This window comes from Luteimonas sp. A482 (assembly GCF_054072655.1).
Genome location: NZ_JBSVRO010000001.1, coordinates 1,905,199 through 1,924,186, shown reverse-complemented (window position 1 = coordinate 1,924,186; position 18,988 = coordinate 1,905,199). Strand labels below are relative to the sequence as shown.

The following is an 18,988-nucleotide window of genomic DNA, read 5'->3' as shown; positions in this document are numbered from 1 at the left end:
CCAGGGTCCGTGCCCGCAGGCTGCGCCCCGACCTCAACGTGCGAACTCCAGGCGTCGGCCCGCCGGCGAGCCGACCAGCTCGGCGCCGTTCCAGGCCAGCGCGCCATTGACCCAGGTCGAGGCGATGCGCGAACGGAAGGTCGTCCCCTCAAATGGCGACCAGCCGCACTTGGAGAGCACGTCCTCGCGCCGCACGGTGAACGGCGTGTCCTCGACCAGCACCAGGTCGGCGAAGAAACCTTCGCGCAGGAAGCCGCGCTCCTTCACGTCGAACAGCTGCGCCGGCGCGTGCGCGAACTTCTGCACCACGCGCGCGATATCGAAATGTCCCTCGTGCACGCATTCCAGCGCCGCCACCAGGGCGAACTGCACCAGCGGCAGCCCGCTGGGCGCGCGCACGTAGGGGTTCTGCTTTTCCTCCCAGGTGTGCGGCGCGTGGTCGGTGGCCAGCACGTCGATCACGTCCCCCGCCAGCGCTTCGAGCAGGGCGGCGCGGTCGCTTGCGTCCTTGATCGCCGGGTTGCACTTGATCTGGTGGCCCAGCCGTGCGTAGTCGGCGCGGTCGAAGCGCAGGAAATGGATGCAGGTCTCGGCGGTGATGCGCTTGCGGCTGCCGTCGGCACGGATCATCGGCCCGCGTTCGAACAGCGCCAGCTCGTCGGCCGTGGAAATGTGCAGCACGTGCAGGCGGGTGTCGTGGCGACGCGCCAGCTCCAGTGCCAGGCGGGTGGACTTGATGCAGGCTTCGCGCGAGCGGATGTCCGGGTGGCATGCGGCCGGGATGTCGTCGCCGTACTTCGCCCGATACTCGGCGAGGATCGCGTCGATGGTCGGCGTGTCCTCGCAGTGGGTGATGATCGGCACCGGCGTGTCGCGGAAGATCGCGTCCAGCGTCTGCGGGTTGTCCACCAGCATGTTGCCGGTGGACGCGCCCATGAACACCTTCAGCCCGGGCGTGGCGCGTGGATCGATGCCGCGCACGTCTTCGAGGTTGTCGTTGCTGGCGCCGAAATAGAAGCCGTAATTGGCGCGGGCGCGGCCGGCCGCGCGCGAATACTTGTCTTCCAGCGCCTCGCGGTTGAGCGTCGGTGGGCTGGTGTTGGGCATGTCCATGAAGCTGGTCAGGCCGCCCGCGACGGCCGCGGCTGATTCGCTGGCCATGTCGGCCTTGTGCTCGAGCCCGGGTTCGCGGAAATGCACCTGGTCGTCGATCATGCCCGGCAGCAGGCGTCGGCCGGCGGCATCGACCACGGTCTCGCCGGCCCGCGCGGACAGGCCGCTGCCGATCGCGGCGATGCGATCGCCGCTGATGCGCAGGTCGCCCTCGAATTCACGGCCTTCGTTCACCAGCCGGGCGTTCACGATCAGGGTGTCGGACATTCAGCCGTTTCCATCGGTCTTGGGCGGCACTGGGTCCAGGCCGCCCGGGTGAAGGGGATGGCAGCGGCCGATCCGGCGCAGGGCCAGCCAGCCGCCGCGCAGCGCGCCGAACCGCCCGATTGCCTCCATCGCGTATTCCGAGCAACTGGGCACGAATCGACAGCGCGGGCCGAGCAGCGGACTGATGAAGCGCTTGTAGCCGCGCAGCAGGGCGATGAGGAGGCGATCGATCACGGCGATGGTGGAAAACTCCGGCGCGGTTGCCGCTGCCGCCGGGGCAGGGTATAACACCCCGCTTTTCCCGTCCAAGGGAATCAAGAGGGATCGCATCAAGTGGCAGTCAAGAAGTCGGCGAAAAAGCCCGCGCAGCCAGCGAAAACGGCAAAGCCCATCGCCAAGGCGGCAAAGCCCGCAGCCAAGGCAGTGAACAAGGCGCCAGCGAAGAAGTCGCCGGTGAAGAAGGCGGCCGTGAAGCCGGCTGCGAAAAAGGTGGTCGCAAAGCAGGCGCCGGCGAAGAAGGTCGCACCGGCGGTCCGCAAGCCGGCCAAACCGGTTGCGGTCGTGAAGCCGGCCGCGAAGGCGGCGCCCGCGCCCGTGAAGAAGGCGGCCAAGCCGATCGCGAAGAAGGCGGCGGCTCCGGCGGTGAAGACCGCCCCGGCCAGGCCGGCACCGGCGCCGAAGAAGTCCGCCGTGGCCAAGGCCGCGCCGGCACCGGCCAGCAAGAGCGCAGCGGTCGCGAAGAAGACCAAGGCCGCGCCCGCCGCGCCCCAGGCCAGCAAGGCATCGCCGGCGCGGGTCAGCAACCGCCCGCGCGTGCAGGGCAAGGTCGCGGTCGCCCTGACCGGCAGGTCCTCCACCCCGGCGCCGCGCGCCAAGGTCAAGGTGGTGCCCTACGAGACCGATCCGGAAACCGGCCGTCCGATCCCCCCGGAGGGCTACAGGCCGAGCGCGGACGAGGAGTACATGAACCCGCTGCAGCTGGAGTATTTCCGGCAGAAGCTGCTCAGCCGCCGTGAGGAACTGGTCGACGAGTCGCGCCAGACCATCGAGAACCTCAAGGACGAGGTGCGTGACGTCGGCGACGAGGCCGAGCGCGCCAGCCGCGAGACCGAGAACGCACTCGAGCTGCGTACTCGCGACCGCTACCGCAAGCTGATCAACAAGATCGAGAGCATCATCCGCCGCGTCGGCGAAGGCGACTACGGCTACTGCGTCGAAACCGGCGAGGAAATCGGCCTCGATCGGCTGGAGGCGCGCCCGCAGGCCGAACGCACCATCGACGCCCAGGAACGCTGGGAACATATGCAGAAGCAGATGGGCGACTGAGGTCCAGAAAAACCCCGCGAAAGCGGGGTTTTTCTTGGTTCTTCTCCCAATCAAGGGCGAAGGTGGGCACGGTTGCTGGAAGTCCCGTGCGGGCTTCGAATTGGACGCCGCTGCTTCTGGCGCGAAGCTTCGATGCCATCTGTTCGAAGCCACATCAGTCACTGGGCGATGGTCGTTCCGGGGCGGGGGTTGCGGAGAGCAGCGCATGGATGCGCTGCGGCGGCGAGTCAGCCATGGATGGCTGACCGAGCCGGGGAGCAACCCCCGGCCCGGGACGACCCCCGGCCGCAGACCTGATCCATTTGCTTGCAATCCGACTGACTCCTCGAATGGGAGGAGAGCCTCCTTTCATTGCTGGCGGAGGGCCGTGACCGAAATTGCGGAGCTCGTCCCTCGCTCCGAATCTCCATCCCTTCACTTCAGTTCGCTGAACTGCAGTCTGCGCAGCCGTGGCGCGCGCCATGCGGTGACCGCAGCCACGCCCATCGTCACGCAGCCGCCCAGGACCACGGCGGGCACCAGGCCCAGCAGGCGCGCCATGGAGCCGGCGTAGAAGGCGCCGATCTCGTTGGATGATCCAACGAACAGGCCGTTGATCGACGAGACGCGCCCGCGCATGTGGTCGGGCGTGGCCAGCTGCATGATGGTCGAACGGGTGACGACCGACACGCCGTCGCACACCCCCGACAGCAGCAGGAAACAGGCCGACAGCCAGAACGCGCCCGACAGGCCGAAGCCCACCATGCACAAGCCGAATCCGACCACGGACAGCAGCAGCACGCGTCCGGCATGGCGGTCCAACGGATGCCGCGCCAGCCAGATGCCCACCGCGACCGCGCCCAGTGCCGGTGCGCCGCGCAGGATGCCGAGGCCTTCCGGCCCGTAATGCAGGATCTCCTGGATGAAGGCCGGCGCCAGCGAGATCGCGCCGCCGAACATCACCGCGAACATGTCCAGCGCCAGCGCGCCCAGCAGCACCTGGTGGCCGAACACGAAGCGCGCGCCCTCGGCGATGCTGGCGAAGATCGGCGCACGCTGCAGCTGCGGCGCCGGTTCGCTGACCCGCAGGCGCAGCATCGCCACCGCCGCGCACACCGCGAACACCGCGGCCACGCCGTAGGCGACGGGTTTCCCGGCCCAGCCGACCAGGACGCCGCCGATCGCCGGCCCGGTCACCAGTCCAGACTGGAACACGATGCTGCCCAGGCTGGCGCCGCGCACGTACTGCTCGCGCGGCAGCACGCGTGCAAACAGCGCGTTGTAGACCGGGCCGAGGAAGGCGCGCACGCAGCCGGTGAGCGCGATGGCCGCGTAGATCGCGGCCGTGCCGGCGGATGCCCACCAGCCCGTGGCGATCGCGACGAGCAGCAGCGGCGTGATCGCCAGGCAGCCGGCGGCGAGGGCACCGAGCCGGCGCCGCGGCAGCACGTCCACCAGGTAGCCGGCAAACGGCGCCACGCAGAAGTAGGGCAGCACCTCGGCCAGGCCGATCAGGCCTAGCATCCAGGGGTCGCGGGTCAGCTCGTAGACGTGCCAGCCAACCGTCACCGCGACGCACTGGTAGGAAAGGATCGTGAAGATCCGAAACCCCATCAGCAGGCGGAAGTCGCGGTTGCGCAGCGGTGCCGCGCGGCTGTCCTGCGGGCGGGTGGTCGTACCGCGGCTCACGCGAGCGCGCGCTGGGCAGCCTCGCGGATGAAGGCCAGCAGCGAGGCCAGGCCATTGCTGCGCGTCGGCGACAGGTGCTTGGCCAGGCCGATATCGGCGATGTAGCTGGCGTCGTTGTCGAGGATCTCGCGCGCGCTGCGCCCCGAGTACACGCGCAGGGCAAGGAAGATCAGCCCCGAGACGATGGCCGAATCGCTGGCCGCGGCGAAATCCAGGCGCGAGGCGTCGCCCGAAGGAACGATCCAGACCAGCGACTGGCAGCCAAGCAGGCGATGTTCCTCGATCCTGAGCACATCCGGGAACGGCGGCAGCTTGCGGCCGAGGTCGATCAGGTACTGGTAGCGCTCGGACCAGTCGCTGAAGAAGGCGAATTCCTCACGGATCGTCGCCTGGGCCTCGGCGGCAGTGGATTCGAGGGGGAAGGGGGAGTCGTTCACGTCGTTCCTGTTGATGTGCTCCCTCCTCCGCGAAGCGGGGGGAGGGTTGGGGTGGGGCCCGGCTTGCGCCACGTCGGCCCCGTCCCCACTCGGGTCTCGTATCGCGCATCCTGCGCCTGCGAGGAAGGCCTCAGGCCCGCTTCCAGCGTACGCCCTGCGGCGTGTCCTCGAGCAGGATGCCTTCGCCCGCGAGCTGGTCGCGGATCGCATCGGCGCGCGCGAAGTCCCGCGATTTCTTCGCCGCCGCGCGCTCGTCCACCAGCGCCTGGATGCGCGCCTCGTCATCACCCGATGCGCCGCGCGCGAACCATGCCTGCGGCGACTGTCGCAGCAGGCCCAGCGCCAGGCCCGCGCCCAGCAGTTCCGCCTTCAGGCGCGCGCGATCCTGCGTCGACTGCGCCTTGCGTGCCTCGCCGGCAATGCGGGCCAGCTCTGCCAGCGCAGCGGGCGTGTTGAGATCGTCGTCGAGCGCACTCTCGACCGCCTGCGGGATCGCCGGGCCCGCGTCGACATCGCCGAGGTCGCGCAGCGTGCCGTACAGCCGGTCCAGTGTGCGCACGCTCTGCTCGATCAGCGAATCCGACCAGTCCAGCGGCTGTCGGTAGTGCGCCGACAGCAGCGCGTAGCGCAGCGCCTCGGGCGGATGCTGGCCGACCAGGTCGTGCACCTTCTCGATGTTGCCCACCGACTTGGACATCTTCGCGCCCGAAAGCGTCAGCATGCCGTTGTGCAGCCAGGTGCGGGCGAAGATGCGGCCGCCGTGCGCGCATTCGCTCTGCGCCACCTCGTTCTCGTGGTGCGGGAACTGCAGGTCCACGCCGCCGGCGTGGATGTCGATGGTTTCGCCCAGGTGCGCGGCCGCCATCGCCGAGCATTCGATGTGCCAGCCGGGCCGGCCGCGGCCCCATGGCGAATCCCAGCCGGGCAGGTCTTCCGTGGACGGCTTCCACAGCACGAAATCGCCGGCGCTGCGCTTGTACGGTGCCACTTCCACTCGCGCACCGGCCAGCATGTCGTCCGGATCGCGGCGTGAGAGCTTGCCGTAGCCGGCAAAGGTGTCGACCGCGAACAGCACATGTCCCTCGGCCAGGTAGGCGTGGCCGGACTCGATGAGCCGCGTGATCATCTCCACCATCTGCCCGATGTGTGCGGTCGCGGCCGGCTCGATGTCGGGCGCGAACGCGCCGTCCACGCCCAGCGCGGCCATGTCCTCGCGGTAGGCGGCGGCGAAGCGGTCGGTGATGGTCGAGATCGGCACGCCCTGGGCGCGGGCGGCGGCATTGATCTTGTCGTCGACGTCGGTGATGTTGCGCGCGTAGCGCAGCGTGCCGTGGCGGCGGCGCAGCAGGGCAGCCAGTACCCCGAACACGACCGGCCCGCGCGCATTGCCAATGTGCACGTAGCTGTAGACCGTTGGCCCACACAGGTACATCGTCGGGCCGGCCGGGTCGAGTGGCGCGAAGGCTTCGACCTGGCGGGTGAGGCTGTTGAACAGGCGCAGGGACATCGGCACGCAGCAGGCGAAAGCAGGCGATTCTAGAGCGTACGCAGGCCAGCGGATACCGCCGCCCACCCGCTCGACGCTGCGCGGGCCCTGCGGAAGCCCGGCGTCGCAATGACGCACAGGGCACTGCCGACAGGCGCGAGGGTTCAGCGCGGGTCCGGCATCGCTCGCCTACACTGCCGCGGATGGTCCGTCCTGCAACCTTCGCTGCCCCCCGTCGCTATCTGCCTGCTGCCCTGGCGCTGTGCCTGGCGCTGCCGGTGGCTGCGCAGCAGCCCGCTGCGCCGGCGCCGCCTTCGCAGCCGGAAAATGTGCGGATCGACTACGCCCAGGTGCTGCGTGCCGAGCCGGTGTACCAGACCCTGCGCGCGACCAGCATGGTCGAGCGCTGCGAGGCGTCGACCCCGGTCGACGACGCCGATGGAAAGACCGGCTTTGCCCGCGTCATCGGCGTGGTCAAGGGGGCGCTGACTCCCGACCCGAAAGTCGAGGAAGTGGCACCGTCGGCCGGAGGCGAATGCCGGATGGTGCCGGTGGAGCGCGAGTTCCGTCGACCGGTCGGCTACGACGTCGACTACGTGCACAAGGGCGTGAAGTACCGCTCGCGGCTGCCGGTCGACCCGGGCAACCGCGTGCAGGTGCGCGTGTCGGTGACGCCGGTGGTTGCAACGGAAACCCCTTGATTGCAGCGTTTGTGTTGCAGTGCACGGTGCCGCCATGAGACGATGCCGCCCGTGAAAAACGTCCTTGCCCACGCCGACATCCTGACCTCCGCCCGCATGGCGGCAGGCATGACCTCGCGCGCACGTCGACCGGACTCCCGCACCTGAGCTGGGTCGACCGGACGTTGTTTCCGTCATGCCGAAACCCAGCTTCCAGGCTGGGTTTTTTCGTTTCCGCGCCACCAACCGAACGTTCTTCGACCACTGGATGCCCTCGATGAAGCATTTCCTGAACACGCAGGATTGGAGCCGCGCAGACCTCGATGCCCTGCTCACGCAGGCCGCGCTGTACAAGCGCAACCGCATCGGCGATGAGCTCAAGGGCAGGTCCATCGCGCTGGTGTTCTTCAACCCGTCCATGCGCACCCGCACCAGCTTCGAGCTGGGCGCGTTCCAGCTGGGCGGCCATGCCATCGTGCTGCAGCCCGGCAAGGATGCCTGGCCGATCGAGTTCGACCTGGGCACGGTGATGGACGGCGACACCGAAGAGCACATCGCGGAAGTCGCGCGCGTGCTCGGCAGCTATGTCGATCTGATCGGCGTGCGCGCGTTCCCGAAGTTCGTCGACTGGCAGTACGACCGCCAGGACGTGGTGCTGCAGGCGTTCGCCAAGTACTCGCCGGTGCCGGTGATCAACATGGAGACGATCACCCATCCCTGCCAGGAGCTGGCCCACGTGCTGGCGCTGCAGGAGCAGTTCGGCACCACCGACCTGCGCGGGAAGAAGTACGTGCTGACCTGGACCTACCATCCCAAGCCGCTCAACACGGCAGTGGCGAACTCGGCACTGGCCATCGCCACGCGCATGGGCATGGACGTGACCCTGCTGTGCCCGACACCCGAATACGTGCTCGACGAGCGCTATATGGGCTGGGCGCAGGCCAATGTCGCCGAGAGCGGCGGTTCGCTGGCCGTCAGCCACGACATCGAGAGCGCCTACGCCGGCGCCGACGTGGTCTACGCCAAGAGCTGGGGCGCGCTGCCGTACTTCGGTAACTGGGCGCCGGAGAAGCCGATCCGCGACCAGTACCGCCACTTCATGGTCGACGAGGCCAAGATGGCGCTGACCAACAACGCCGTCTTCAGCCACTGCCTGCCGCTGCGACGCAACGTCAAGGCCAGCGACGCGGTGATGGATGCGCCCAGTTGCATCGCCATCGAGGAGGCCGGCAACCGCCTGCACGTGCAGAAGGCGGTGATGGCCGCGCTGGTGCGACAGTAACGCTTACTCGCTTTGCTCCTTGCCCCGGCATGCAGGGGCAAGGCCGGGATGGCGGCAAACGGCCGCCGTAAAGTTTCACCCCGTCCCACACCCCCACCCAACTCTCCCCCGCGAAGCAGGGGAGGGAGCAGTACGAGAAACCTGACATGAGCGCTTCCGAATCCAAAGACATCGTCGTCGCCTTTTCCGGCGGCCTGGACACCAGCTTCTGCGTGCCCTACCTGCAGGAGCGCGGCTGGACCGTGCATACCGTGTTTGCCGATACCGGCGGAGTCGATGCCGACGAGCGTGCGGTCATCGAGAAGCGCGCCGCCGAGCTGGGCGTGTCCAGCCACGTCACCGTCGACGGCGGCCCTGCGATCTGGGCGGGCTTCGTCAAGCCGTTCGTGTGGGCCGGCGAGGGCTACCAGGGCCAGTACCCGCTGCTGGTCTCGGACCGTTACCTGATCGTGGACGCCGCGCTGGCGCGCGCCGCCGAACTGGGCACCAACGCCATCGCCCACGGCTGCACCGGCATGGGCAACGACCAGGTGCGCTTCGACCTGGCGATCAAGGCCAGCGGCGACTACCGCATCATCGCGCCGATCCGCGAGATCCAGAAGGAACACACCCAGACCCGCGCCTACGAGCAGGCCTACCTGGAGGAGCGCGGCTTCGGCGTGCGTGCCAAGCAAAAGGCCTACACGATCAACGAGAACCTGCTGGGCGTGACCATGTCCGGCGGCGAGATCGACCAGTGGGAGGCCCCGGGCGAAGGCACGCGCGGCTGGTGCGCACCGCGCAGCGCGTGGCCGGTCGAGCCGTTGACGGTCGTCCTGAAGTTCGTCAACGGCGAAGCGGTCGAGCTCGACGGCAAGGCGCTTCCGGGCGAGCAGATCCTGGGCAAGCTCAACAAGCTGTTCTCGCAGTACGGCGTCGGCCGCGGCATGTACACCGGCGACACCGTGATCGGCCTCAAGGGCCGCATCGTGTACGAGGCGCCGGGACTGGTCGCGCTGCTGACGGCGCACCGCGCGCTGGAGGAGGCGGTGCTGTCCAAGCAGCAGAACCGGTTCAAGCCCGAGGTCGCGCGCAAGTGGGTGGAGCTGGTGTACGAGGGCTTCTTCCATGACCCGCTCAAGACCGACCTTGAGGCATTCCTGGCCTCGTCCCAGACGATGGTCAACGGCGAGGTCGTGCTGGAGACGCGCGGCGGCCGCGTCGATGCGGTGGCGGTGGAATCGCCGCACCTGTTGCATTCGAAGGGCGCCACCTACGCGCAGTCGGCGGACTGGGGCGTGGAGGAGGCGGAGGGCTTCATCAAGCTGTTCGGAATGAGCAGCACACTCTGGGCGGAGGTCAACCGCTGAGCGGCAACCGTCATCCCCGGCACCGTCATTCCCCGGGCCGTCATTCCAGCGCAAGCTGGAATCCATTGTCCGGACAGCCCGGAAAGCCAAGGTGGATCCCGGCTTGCGCCGGGATGACGGCCTGGGCCGGATCCCGATAGCGAACATCGCCATGCTGCCTTCCATCCTCCAACACCTCGAAGCCCTGGTGTCATTCGACACCCGCAATCCGCCGCGTGCGATCACCGCCGGCGGCATCTTCGACTATGTCCGTGCGCAGCTGCCGGATTTCCGCATCGAGGTCAGCGACCACGGTGCCGGCGCCGTGTCGTTGTTCGCCGTGCGCGGCAATCCCACGCGGCTGTTCAACGTGCACCTGGACACGGTGCCGTCCTCGCCCCATTGGAGCGCCGATCCGCACGTGCTGCGCGTGGACGGCGAGCGCGCGACCGCGCTGGGCGCCTGCGACATCAAGGGCGCGGCGGCCGGCCTGATTGCCGCGGCGCAGGTGACGCAGGGCGACGCGGCCTTCCTGTTCAGCAGCGACGAGGAGGCCAACGATCCGCGCTGCATTGCCGGCTTCCTGGCGCGCGACCACGGTTTCCGCGACGTGGTCGTGGCCGAGCCGACGGAGTGCGAGGCGGTGCTGGCGCATCGCGGCATCAGCGCGGTGCGCATGGCGTTCCGCGGAAAGGCGGGACACGCCTCGGGCACGGCCGCGCTGGACGCGAGCGCGGTGCACCACGCGGTGCGCTGGAGCAGCCGTGCGCTCGACTTCGTCGGCATGGAATCGCACCGGCGTTTCGGCGGACTGACTGGGCTGCGCTTCAACATCGGCCGGGTCGAGGGTGGGATCAAGGCCAACGTGATCGCGCCGGCGGCCGAGGTGCGCTTCGGCTTCCGTCCGCTGCCCTCGCACGACATCGACCAACTGCACGCGGCCTTCCGCGGGTTCGCTGCACCCGAAGGCCTGGAGGCCTACGAGGAAACCTTCCGCGGCCCCTCGCTGCCGTCCGGCGCCATCGCCGCGGCCGAGGAGCGCCGCCTGGCCGCGCGCGACCTCGCCGACGAGCTCGGCCTGCCGATCGGCAACGCGGTGGATTTCTGGACCGAGGCCTCGCTGTTCTCCCAGGCAGGGATGACCGCGCTGGTGTTCGGCCCTGGCGCCATCGCCCAGGCGCACACCGCCGACGAATGGGTTTCGCTTGAACAACTGCAACGCTACGGCGGCATCGTCCGCGACATCCTGAGCGCATGAACATCCAAGCCAACCGCCAGACCCGGCAGACCATCGTGCGCCTGCTTTCGAGCATGGGCAGCGCGAAGGAGATCAGCCAGTACCTCAAGCGCTTCTCGCAGATCGACGCCAAGCGCTTCGCCGTGGTGAAGGTCGGCGGCGCGGTGCTGCGCGACGACCTGGAGGCGCTGACCTCGTCGCTGGCGTTCCTGCAGGAAGTTGGCCTGACCCCGATCGTGCTGCACGGCGCCGGCCCGCAGCTGGATGCCGAGCTGTCCGCCGCGGGCATCGACAAGCAAACCGTCAACGGCCTGCGCGTGACCTCGCCCGAGGCGCTGGCGATCGTGCGCCGCGTGTTCCAGGCCTCGAACCTGGCCCTGGTCGAAGCGCTGCAGCAGAACGGCGTGCGCGCGACTTCGATCACCGGCGGCGTGTTCGAATCCGAATACCTCGACCAGGCGACCTATGGCCTGGTCGGCGAGGTGCGCCGGGTCAACCTGGCGCCGATCGAGGCCAGCCTGCAGGCGACCTCGATCCCGGTGATCGCCAGCCTCGGCGAAACCCCGGGCGGGCAGATCCTCAACATCAATGCCGACTTCGCCGCCAGCGAGCTGGTGCGCGTCCTGCAGCCCTACAAGATCATCTTCCTCACCGGCACCGGCGGCCTGCTCGATGCCGACGGCAGCCTGATCGACTCGATCAACCTGTCGAGCGAGTACGAGCATCTGATGCAGCAGCCGTGGATCAACGGTGGCATGAAGGTGAAGATCGAGCAGATCAAGGATCTGCTCGACCACCTGCCGCTGGAGTCCTCGGTCTCGATCACGCGGCCGGCCGACTTGGCCAAGGAACTGTTCACGCACAGGGGCTCGGGAACACTGGTGCGCCGTGGCGAGAAGGTGCTGCGCGGAACCTCGTGGGACGAATTCGACCTGGGCCGCCTGCGTGAGCTGATCGAGTCGAGCTTCGGCCGCCGCCTGGTCCCCGACTACTTCGAGCGCACGCCGCTGCTGCGTGCCTACGTCAGCGAGAACTACCGCGCAGCGGTGGTGCTGACCGACGGCGGCGGCGTGACCTACCTCGACAAGTTCGCCGTGCTCGACGACGCGCAGGGGGAGGGCTTGGGCCGCGCGGTCTGGAACCTGATGCACGATGAGACGCCGCGGCTGTTCTGGCGCTCGCGCCACAACAACCAGATCAACATCTTCTACTACGCCGAATCCGACGGCTGCCTCAAGCAGGAGAAGTGGAAGGTGTTCTGGTACGGCCTGGACGGCTTCGCCGAGATCGAGCGCTGCGTGGCCCACTGCGCCACGCGCGTGCCAACGCTGCTGGACGGCTGACATGTCCATTGCCTCGCTGCCCACCGCATGGCGCACGGCGCCGCGACTGCCCGGCGCCCATGCCGTGCTCGAGCCGCTCGATGCGGCCCACGTGGACGGGCTGCGCGCGGCGGTGGAGGGCAGTGGCCTGGAGCGGCTGTGGTTCACCAACGTGCCGGCACCGGACGACGTGGGCCGCTATGTCGATGTGGCGCTTGCGGCCCAGTCCGACGGCTGCGTCCTGCCGTTCGCGGTACGCGATGCCGGTGGCGTCGTGGTCGGCACGACCCGCTTCTACGGACTTGAGCCGGAGGTGCCGAAGCTGCTGCTGGGCTACACCTGGTATGCGCCGCGCGTGCAGCGCACCGGCCTCAACACCGAGTGCAAGCTGATGCTGCTGCGACATGCCTTCGAGACCCTGGGCTGCGTCAACGTGAGCTTCGAGACCAGCTGGTTCAACCACGCCTCGCGCGCGGCCATCGCGCGCCTGGGTGCGAAACAGGACGGCGTGCTGCGCAACGCCAAGCGCCATGCCGACGGCTCCCTGCGCGATACCGTGGTGTTCTCCATCCTCGACACGGAGTGGCCGGCCGTGCGCAGCAACCTGCAGTACCGTCTGGAATCCCGTCAATGAGCAGATCTCCCGTTTCCATCGGCATCGTCGGCGCGCGCGGCCACACCGGCAGCGAGCTGATCCGGATGATCCACGACCACCCGGGCTTTGGGCTGGCGTTCGTGTCATCGCGGGAGCTCGATGGCCAGCGCGTGGCCGACCACAACGACGTCTATGCCGGCGAGCTGCGCTTTGAAAGCCTCGACGCGGATGCGGTGGCGGCCAAGGGTGCGGACGCGGTGATCCTGGCGCTGCCCAACGGCAAGGCGGCCCCCTTCGTCGCTGCGCTGGACGCTGCCAAGCCCGATACGGTGATCGTCGACCTGTCCGCCGACTACCGCTTCGACGAAGGCTGGTACTACGGGCTGCCGGAGCTGACCCGCGCACGCGGCGCGGACCAGGCGCGGATCAGCAACCCGGGCTGCTATGCCACCGCGATGCAGCTGGCGATCACACCGCTGCTCGACAGGCTTGCCGGTCCGCCGCAGTGCTTTGGCGTGTCGGGATATTCCGGCGCGGGCACCATGCCCTCGGACCGCAACAATGCCGAGCTGTTGCGCGACAACCTGATGCCATACGCGCTCGCCGACCACATGCACGAGCGTGAGGTTTCGGCGCGGCTGGGCGTGCCGGTGGAGTTCATGCCGCACGTGGCGCCGCATTTTCGCGGCATCACGATGACGGTCAACCTCTGGCTGCAGCAGCCGGTGACGGTGCAGCAGGTACGCGCCCTGTATCGCGAGCGCTACGCCGGCGAACCGCTGCTGCGCGTGGTTGACGACGCACCCTGGGTGAGCCGCATCGAAGGCCGCCATGGCGTGGAGATCGGCGGGTTCACGGTCGCGCCGGGCGGCAAGCGCGTGGTCGTGGTGGTGACGCTCGACAACCTGCTCAAGGGCGCGGCGACCCAGGCGCTGCAGAACCTCAATCTCGCGTTCGGCTTCGACGAGCTGGCCGGCGTGCCCGCCGACGCGCTGCTTCCGGTGGAGGATGGACGATGAGTGGACTGCTCTGGCAGAAGCCCGGCGTCGCGGTGGATGCTGATATCCAGCGCTTCCTGGCCGGGGATGACGTGGTCCTGGACCGCGAGTTCTTCCTGCACGACATCCAGGCCAGCACTGCCCACGCCGAAGGGCTGCAGCGCATCGGCATCCTGTCGGAAGACGAGCTGGGCGGACTCAAGCGCGAACTGGTGCAACTGGCGGAGGATTTCCGCGCCGGCGCCTTCGTGCTCGACGAGCGCTTCGAGGACGGGCACTCCGCGATCGAGGCGCGCTTGACCGAACGCCTGGGCGACGCCGGCCGCAAGATCCACACCGGCCGCAGCCGCAATGACCAGGTGCTGGTGGCGACGCGGCTGTGGCTGAAGGAGAAGCTGGCGCGCGTGGCTGCGCTGTCGAGGGACACGGCGAAGGTCGCGCTCGATCGCGCCCAAGCCGAACAGGGCCTGCCGCTGCCCGGCTACACCCACATCCAGCGCGCCGTGGTGTCTTCGGCGGGCATGTGGTGGGCGGGCTGGGCCGAGGCCTTCATCGACAACGCGATCCGTGCCGTCGACACCCTCAGGCTGGTCGACACCAACCCGCTCGGCACCGCGGCCGGCTACGGCGTCAACCTGAAGCTCGACCGCGAGCACACCACGCAGGCACTCGGCTTTGCGCGGATGCAGATCTCGCCCGTCTACGCGCAGCTCTCGCGCGGCAAGTTCGAGCTGGCCGCGCTGGAAGCGCTCGGCGGGGCGACGCTCGACCTGCGCCGGATCGCTTGGGACCTGTCGCTGTTCACCAGCGCCGAGTTCGGCTTCGTCGCGCTGCCGGCGCAGTACACCACCGGCAGTTCGATCATGCCCAACAAGCGCAACCCGGACGTGATCGAACTGATGCGCGCCACCCACGCCAGCGTGGCGGCGGCGCGTACCGAGATCGAACAGCTGCTGTCGCTGCCTTCGGGTTACCACCGCGACCTGCAGGCCTCGAAGGGCGCGATCTTCCACGGCTTCGGCCGCGGGATCGCCGCGCTGCAGCTGCTGCCCGCGCTGCTGGCCAACCTCGAATGGCGCGAAGATCGCCTGCGCGCGGCGATCGACTCGGGCATGTACGCCACCGACGTCGCCGTGGAGGCCGCGCTGGCCGGCGTGCCGTTCCGCGATGCCTACCGCGCCGCTGCCGCAAGCGCCGACAGCGCGGGGCAGGGGCGCTCGCCCGAAGGCAGCCTGGCCGCGCGGACCTCGCCTGGTGCGGCGGCCGACCTGCGGCTGGACGAGCTGCGCGCGCGCTGGGAGACCCTGTGAGCACGCCCACGACCCGCTACCTGGTGCTGCTGATGCGCCGCCCCGGCTTCGACGAGCGACTGGTCGCGCCGCACATCGCCTTCCTCGACGAACTGCGCGCCGACGGCCTGCTCGAACTCAATGGCGGCTTCAGCGATCGCAGTGGCGGCGCCTACCTGCTGCGCGGCATTGCCAGCCTGGAGGAGGCCGAGGCGATTGGCGCGCGCGATCCGCTGGCCATGCACGGTGCGTCCGACATCGTCGTGCACGAGTGGTTGGCGCGCTGAACCCATGACCACGTCCGCCTTCTCCGAACAACGCCTGCCGCCGTGGCGGCGCGCAGTGCTGAAGGTCGGCAGCAGCCTGCTGGCGGCAAACGGCGGCGGGCTGTCGACCGGCTACGCGCAGGCCATCGCCGGCTTCATCATCGCCTGCCACCAGGCCGGGCGGCAGGTGGTCGTGGTGTCGTCCGGCGCGGTCGCGGCCGGGCGCGCGATCCTGCGCGAGCAGCCGCAAGACGGCGCCGAGATGGCCGAACGCCAGGCACTGGCTGCGCTTGGGCAGGCGCGCCTGATCGGCTTCTGGCAGGGCCTGCTCGACCGCCACGTGGCGCAGGTGCTGCTGACCCACGACGACCTGCGCAACCGTCGCCGCTATCTCAACGCGCGCGCCACGCTGGCGGCGCTGCTGCGTCATCGCGCGGTGCCGGTGGTGAACGAGAACGACACGGTGTCGGTCGACGAACTCAAGCTCGGCGACAACGACAACCTCGCGGCGATCGTGGCGGCGCTGGTCGACGCGGACGTGCTGTTCATCGCCACCGACATCGACGGCCTGTACGACGCCGACCCGCGCCGTAATCCCGATGCCAAGCCGATCCAGGTGGTGTCGCAGCTGACGCCTGCGCTGCTCGCCGCCGCCGGTGGTTCGGGCAGTGAAGTGGGCACCGGCGGCATGCGCACCAAGCTTGAAGCCGCGCAGCGCGCCGCGGCCGCCGGCGTGCCCACCGTGCTGTTCAACGGCACCCGCGCCGACGTGCTGGAAGGCCTCGCGCGCGACAGCCTCTCCGGTACCCGCATCCACGCCCTGCGCAGCCGCGTGGCCGTGCGCAAGCACTGGCTGCAGAACGCACCGGCCGAACCCGGTGGCATCATCATCGATGCCGGCGCCGCGAACGCGCTGGTGGAGAAGGGCGCCTCGCTGCTGCCCGGCGGCGTGCTGACCGCGGAAGGCGACTTCCGCCGCGGCGACATGGTCGAAGTGCTGCTGCGTGACGAATCCGGCAGCCGGCGCGTCGCACGCGGCGTGAGCCAGTATTCGGCCGCCGACATCCGCCGCATCGCCCGTCGCCATTCGCGCGAGATCGAAGCTGCGCTTGGCTACAGCTACGGCGGCACCGTGATCCATCGCGACGACCTGATGCTGGTGTAGCGGCCCCCCGGCGGCGCCATCTCCGCAATGCCCACCCCAGGTTGCGAAGGAAACCGTCGAACGAACCACCGCCGCGCTGGATTACCATCACCTGCCAACTGCGCGCCACTTCACCGCACCGACAAACGCACGACGCACATGACCGACATCCGCCAGCTCGCCCTCCAGTGCCGTGACGCCGCGCAGGCGCTTGCCGTGCTGCCAACCGCGGCCAAGGACGCGATGCTGCGCGCGATGGCCGATGCGCTCGAAGCCGATGTCGCGGGCATCCTCCAGGCCAATGCACAGGATCTTGCGGCCGCCACGGAGAAGGGCGTCGGCACGGCCATGCTGGACCGGCTGCGCCTGGACCAGGCGCGTGTCGCCGCCATCGCCGCCGCGCTGCGCGAAGTGGCGGACCTGCCCGACCCGGTCGGGCAGGTCACGCGCCGCGACGTGCGCCCCAGCGGGATTTCCGTCGAGCGCGTGCGCATGCCGCTGGGCGTGGTGGCGATGATCTACGAAGCGCGGCCAAACGTGACCGCCGATGCCGCTGCGCTGTGCCTCAAGGCCGGCAATGGCGTCATCCTGCGCGGCGGCAGCGAGGCGATCCGCTCCAATACCGCGATCGCCGCCAGCCTGCATCGTGCACTCGAGGCCGCCGGCATACCTGCCGCCGCACTGACCCTGGTCGAGGACCTGCGCCGCGAGACGATGCTCGCGCTGCTGCAGCTCAGCGACATTGTCGATCTTGCCATTCCGCGCGGCGGCGAGGGCCTGATCCGCTTCGTGACCGAACACGCGCGCGTGCCGGTGATCAAGCACTACAAGGGCGTCTGCCATCTCTACGTCGATGCCGGCGTGGACCAGGACCTTGCACTGCGCCTGCTCGTGGACGGCAAGGTTTCGCGTCCCAGTGCCTGCAACGCCATCGAGACTCTGCTGGTGCATGCCGATGTCGCAAGCACATTCCTGCCACGCGCCGCGCAGACGCTGCGCGGGCACGGCGTGGCGCTGCGCGGCGACGACGCGTCGCGCGCGCTCGCCGACGGCGTTGCGCCGGCGACGGAGGCCGACTTCGACACCGAACACCTCGACCTGGTGCTCAACCTGCGCGTGGTCGATTCGCTCGACGCCGCGATCGCGCACATCCGCCGCCACGGCTCAGACCATACCGAGGTGATCGCCACGCGCGACGCTGCCAGCGCGCGCCGTTTTGTCGAGGCGCTGCGCTCGGCGGTGGTGATGGTGAACGCGTCCTCGCGCTTCAGCGACGGCGGCGAACTGGGCCTGGGCGCCGAAATCGGCATTTCCACCACGCGCCTGCATGCCTATGGCCCGATGGGGCTGGAGGCACTCACAATCGAACGCTTCGTGGTCCGCGGCGAAGGACAGACCCGGCACGCGCTGTAGGAGCGGCTTCAGCCGCGATGCGGCGTCAGATCCCGATCAGGGATGAAGCCGCTCCCGAGGTGCCGACGCGCTGCCGCTACTCGGCGAGTGCGCTGGCCTTGGCCGCGCAGATGAAGTCGTTCTCGCTCAGGCCACCGACATCGTGGGTGGAAAAGCGCACCACGCAGCGGTCGTAGTGCACGCCCAGGTCGGGATGGTGGTCTTCCCGATGGGCCACGTGGGCCAGCGCGTTCACGTAGGCCATCGTGCGGTGGTAATCGTCGAAGCGGAAGGTGCGCGTCAGCGCCCGGCCGTCCTCGGCCAGCGCCCAGCCGGGCACCTGCGGCAGCAGTTCGCGGACGCGGGCTTCGCCCAGCCGGTGTTCCACGCCGCGGCGCGGGATACAGTGGGCTTGGACAAGCGGGATGAGGTCCGACATGGCGGAATCTCCTGTACGGGGCGCGCGGGAATGAACGGATCTTGTGCAAAGGCCCCGCCCGCGGCGCGACGGGGGACCCGGGTGCCGGGCTCGGCCTAGAATACGTGCAAAGACGGACAGGACCATGATCGATATTACAGAGAGCGCCCAGACGCATTTTCGCAAGCTGATCGAGCGCGAGGCGCTGCCTGGCCTTGGCGTGCGGCTGTCGGCCGTGCATGCGGGCACGGCCAAGGCCGACGTGCAGCTGGAATTCGCCGAGCCCGGCGACCTGCAGGGCGACGAGTGGGCGATCGACTGCGAAGGCTTCACGCTGTGGCTCGACGCCGGCACCGCGTCCTACCTCGATGGCGCACGCATCGACTACGAGGCGCGCGCCACCGGCGGGCAGCTGCAGATCCGCGCTCCGAAGATCAAGGGCCAGGCGCCGCCCGAATCGGCCTCGATGGTCGAACAGGTGCGCTGGCTGATCGAGTCGGAAATCAATCCGCAGCTGGCCTCGCATCGCGGCCACGTCGCCCTGCAGGAAGTCACCGCCGATGGCGTGGTCGTGCTGCGATTCGGCGGCGGCTGCCACGGCTGCGGAATGGTGGACGTCACGCTCAAGAACGGAATCGAGCGCACCCTGATGGGCAAGGTGCCGGGCGTGACCGCGGTGCGCGACGCCACCGACCACGAGACGGGCACGGCCCCGTACATGCCGCGCGGCGCGGACTGAC

19 protein-coding genes are annotated in these 18,988 nt (G+C 69.1%); 13 read left to right on the top strand and 6 right to left on the bottom strand.

Going from position 1 to position 18,988, the window contains the following annotated elements:
• Positions 1 to 33 precede the first annotated feature (33 nt).
• Complete coding sequence (locus ACW5DW_RS08585) at positions 34 to 1,380, bottom strand: dihydroorotase (RefSeq protein WP_457018337.1); 1,347 nt, start codon at positions 1,378 to 1,380, stop codon at positions 34 to 36.
• Complete coding sequence (gene yidD, locus ACW5DW_RS08580; RefSeq protein WP_457018439.1) at positions 1,381 to 1,614, bottom strand: membrane protein insertion efficiency factor YidD; 234 nt, start codon at positions 1,612 to 1,614, stop codon at positions 1,381 to 1,383.
• A 99-nt stretch (positions 1,615 to 1,713) separates the two neighbouring features.
• On the opposite strand from yidD, the gene dksA reads away from it, so the two are divergent.
• Complete coding sequence (dksA, locus tag ACW5DW_RS08575) at positions 1,714 to 2,706, top strand: RNA polymerase-binding protein DksA (RefSeq protein WP_457018336.1); 993 nt, start codon at positions 1,714 to 1,716, stop codon at positions 2,704 to 2,706.
• A gap of 414 nt (positions 2,707 to 3,120) precedes the next feature.
• Here dksA and ACW5DW_RS08570 read toward each other — a convergent pair whose 3' ends face one another.
• The 3 genes from ACW5DW_RS08570 to cysS form a co-directional block, all read right to left on the bottom strand.
• Positions 3,121 to 4,299: an MFS transporter gene (locus ACW5DW_RS08570; RefSeq protein ID WP_457018438.1), complete on the bottom strand. Its 1,179-nt coding sequence runs from the start codon at positions 4,297 to 4,299 to the stop codon at positions 3,121 to 3,123.
• A gap of 71 nt (positions 4,300 to 4,370) precedes the next feature.
• On the bottom strand, positions 4,371 to 4,811 hold the full coding sequence (locus ACW5DW_RS08565) for a SufE family protein (protein WP_457018335.1): 441 nt from the start codon (positions 4,809 to 4,811) through the stop codon (positions 4,371 to 4,373).
• 130 nt (positions 4,812 to 4,941) lie between these two features.
• Positions 4,942 to 6,318, bottom strand: a complete 1,377-nt coding sequence (cysS, locus tag ACW5DW_RS08560; RefSeq protein WP_457018334.1) for a cysteine--tRNA ligase — start codon at positions 6,316 to 6,318, stop codon at positions 4,942 to 4,944.
• 182 nt (positions 6,319 to 6,500) lie between these two features.
• On the opposite strand from cysS, the gene ACW5DW_RS08555 reads away from it, so the two are divergent.
• The 11 genes from ACW5DW_RS08555 to ACW5DW_RS08505 all read left to right on the top strand — a co-directional run bounded on the left by ACW5DW_RS08555 (position 6,501) and on the right by ACW5DW_RS08505 (position 17,851).
• Positions 6,501 to 6,998 (top strand): hypothetical protein, encoded by a 498-nt coding sequence (locus tag ACW5DW_RS08555; protein WP_457018333.1) that lies wholly within the window; start codon positions 6,501 to 6,503, stop codon positions 6,996 to 6,998.
• A gap of 247 nt (positions 6,999 to 7,245) precedes the next feature.
• Positions 7,246 to 8,259 carry an N-acetylornithine carbamoyltransferase gene (locus ACW5DW_RS08550; RefSeq protein WP_457018332.1) on the top strand — a complete coding sequence of 338 codons (1,014 nt, stop codon included), beginning with the start codon at positions 7,246 to 7,248 and terminating at the stop codon, positions 8,257 to 8,259.
• A gap of 146 nt (positions 8,260 to 8,405) precedes the next feature.
• On the top strand, positions 8,406 to 9,608 hold the full coding sequence (locus tag ACW5DW_RS08545) for an argininosuccinate synthase (protein ID WP_457018331.1): 1,203 nt from the start codon (positions 8,406 to 8,408) through the stop codon (positions 9,606 to 9,608).
• A 151-nt stretch (positions 9,609 to 9,759) separates the two neighbouring features.
• A complete protein-coding gene (locus tag ACW5DW_RS08540; RefSeq protein ID WP_457018330.1) occupies positions 9,760 to 10,845 on the top strand; it encodes an acetylornithine deacetylase in 1,086 nt (361 codons plus the stop codon).
• Positions 10,842 to 12,167 (top strand): acetylglutamate kinase, encoded by a 1,326-nt coding sequence (locus tag ACW5DW_RS08535; protein ID WP_457018329.1) that lies wholly within the window; start codon positions 10,842 to 10,844, stop codon positions 12,165 to 12,167. The genes ACW5DW_RS08540 and ACW5DW_RS08535 overlap by 4 nt, the downstream gene beginning before the upstream one ends.
• A gap of 1 nt (position 12,168) precedes the next feature.
• Positions 12,169 to 12,780 (top strand): GNAT family N-acetyltransferase, encoded by a 612-nt coding sequence (locus ACW5DW_RS08530; RefSeq protein ID WP_457018328.1) that lies wholly within the window; start codon positions 12,169 to 12,171, stop codon positions 12,778 to 12,780.
• Positions 12,777 to 13,760: an N-acetyl-gamma-glutamyl-phosphate reductase gene (gene argC / locus ACW5DW_RS08525; RefSeq protein WP_457018327.1), complete on the top strand. Its 984-nt coding sequence runs from the start codon at positions 12,777 to 12,779 to the stop codon at positions 13,758 to 13,760. Before ACW5DW_RS08530 ends, argC begins: the two co-directional genes overlap by 4 nt.
• Complete coding sequence (gene argH / locus ACW5DW_RS08520) at positions 13,757 to 15,049, top strand: argininosuccinate lyase (RefSeq protein WP_457018326.1); 1,293 nt, start codon at positions 13,757 to 13,759, stop codon at positions 15,047 to 15,049. Before argC ends, argH begins: the two co-directional genes overlap by 4 nt.
• On the top strand, positions 15,046 to 15,315 hold the full coding sequence (locus tag ACW5DW_RS08515) for a YciI family protein (RefSeq protein WP_457018325.1): 270 nt from the start codon (positions 15,046 to 15,048) through the stop codon (positions 15,313 to 15,315). Before argH ends, ACW5DW_RS08515 begins: the two co-directional genes overlap by 4 nt.
• 4 nt (positions 15,316 to 15,319) lie before the next feature.
• Positions 15,320 to 16,459: a glutamate 5-kinase gene (proB, locus tag ACW5DW_RS08510; protein WP_457018324.1), complete on the top strand. Its 1,140-nt coding sequence runs from the start codon at positions 15,320 to 15,322 to the stop codon at positions 16,457 to 16,459.
• A 138-nt stretch (positions 16,460 to 16,597) separates the two neighbouring features.
• On the top strand, positions 16,598 to 17,851 hold the full coding sequence (locus ACW5DW_RS08505) for a glutamate-5-semialdehyde dehydrogenase (protein WP_457018323.1): 1,254 nt from the start codon (positions 16,598 to 16,600) through the stop codon (positions 17,849 to 17,851).
• 76 nt (positions 17,852 to 17,927) lie between these two features.
• Here the strand turns inward: ACW5DW_RS08505 and ACW5DW_RS08500 are convergent, their stop codons facing one another.
• Positions 17,928 to 18,269 (bottom strand): 4a-hydroxytetrahydrobiopterin dehydratase, encoded by a 342-nt coding sequence (locus ACW5DW_RS08500; RefSeq protein WP_457018322.1) that lies wholly within the window; start codon positions 18,267 to 18,269, stop codon positions 17,928 to 17,930.
• 124 nt (positions 18,270 to 18,393) lie between these two features.
• Here ACW5DW_RS08500 and ACW5DW_RS08495 point away from each other — a divergent pair, with 124 nt between their 5' ends.
• On the top strand, positions 18,394 to 18,987 hold the full coding sequence (locus ACW5DW_RS08495) for an NfuA family Fe-S biogenesis protein (RefSeq protein WP_457018321.1): 594 nt from the start codon (positions 18,394 to 18,396) through the stop codon (positions 18,985 to 18,987).
• Position 18,988 lies beyond the last annotated feature (1 nt).

Coding starts and splice junctions, on each gene's coding strand:
- ACW5DW_RS08585 (WP_457018337.1), bottom strand. CDS start 1,380: ATGTCCGACACCCTGATCGTGAACGCCCGGCTGGTGAACGAAGGCCGT.
- ACW5DW_RS08570 (WP_457018438.1), bottom strand. CDS start 4,299: ATGGGGTTTCGGATCTTCACGATCCTTTCCTACCAGTGCGTCGCGGTG.
- cysS (WP_457018334.1), bottom strand. CDS start 6,318: ATGTCCCTGCGCCTGTTCAACAGCCTCACCCGCCAGGTCGAAGCCTTC.
- ACW5DW_RS08555 (WP_457018333.1), top strand. CDS start 6,501: ATGGTCCGTCCTGCAACCTTCGCTGCCCCCCGTCGCTATCTGCCTGCT.
- ACW5DW_RS08550 (WP_457018332.1), top strand. CDS start 7,246: ATGCCCTCGATGAAGCATTTCCTGAACACGCAGGATTGGAGCCGCGCA.
- ACW5DW_RS08545 (WP_457018331.1), top strand. CDS start 8,406: ATGAGCGCTTCCGAATCCAAAGACATCGTCGTCGCCTTTTCCGGCGGC.
- ACW5DW_RS08540 (WP_457018330.1), top strand. CDS start 9,760: ATGCTGCCTTCCATCCTCCAACACCTCGAAGCCCTGGTGTCATTCGAC.
- ACW5DW_RS08535 (WP_457018329.1), top strand. CDS start 10,842: ATGAACATCCAAGCCAACCGCCAGACCCGGCAGACCATCGTGCGCCTG.
- ACW5DW_RS08530 (WP_457018328.1), top strand. CDS start 12,169: ATGTCCATTGCCTCGCTGCCCACCGCATGGCGCACGGCGCCGCGACTG.
- argC (WP_457018327.1), top strand. CDS start 12,777: ATGAGCAGATCTCCCGTTTCCATCGGCATCGTCGGCGCGCGCGGCCAC.
- argH (WP_457018326.1), top strand. CDS start 13,757: ATGAGTGGACTGCTCTGGCAGAAGCCCGGCGTCGCGGTGGATGCTGAT.
- proB (WP_457018324.1), top strand. CDS start 15,320: ATGACCACGTCCGCCTTCTCCGAACAACGCCTGCCGCCGTGGCGGCGC.
- ACW5DW_RS08505 (WP_457018323.1), top strand. CDS start 16,598: ATGACCGACATCCGCCAGCTCGCCCTCCAGTGCCGTGACGCCGCGCAG.
- ACW5DW_RS08500 (WP_457018322.1), bottom strand. CDS start 18,269: ATGTCGGACCTCATCCCGCTTGTCCAAGCCCACTGTATCCCGCGCCGC.
- ACW5DW_RS08495 (WP_457018321.1), top strand. CDS start 18,394: ATGATCGATATTACAGAGAGCGCCCAGACGCATTTTCGCAAGCTGATC.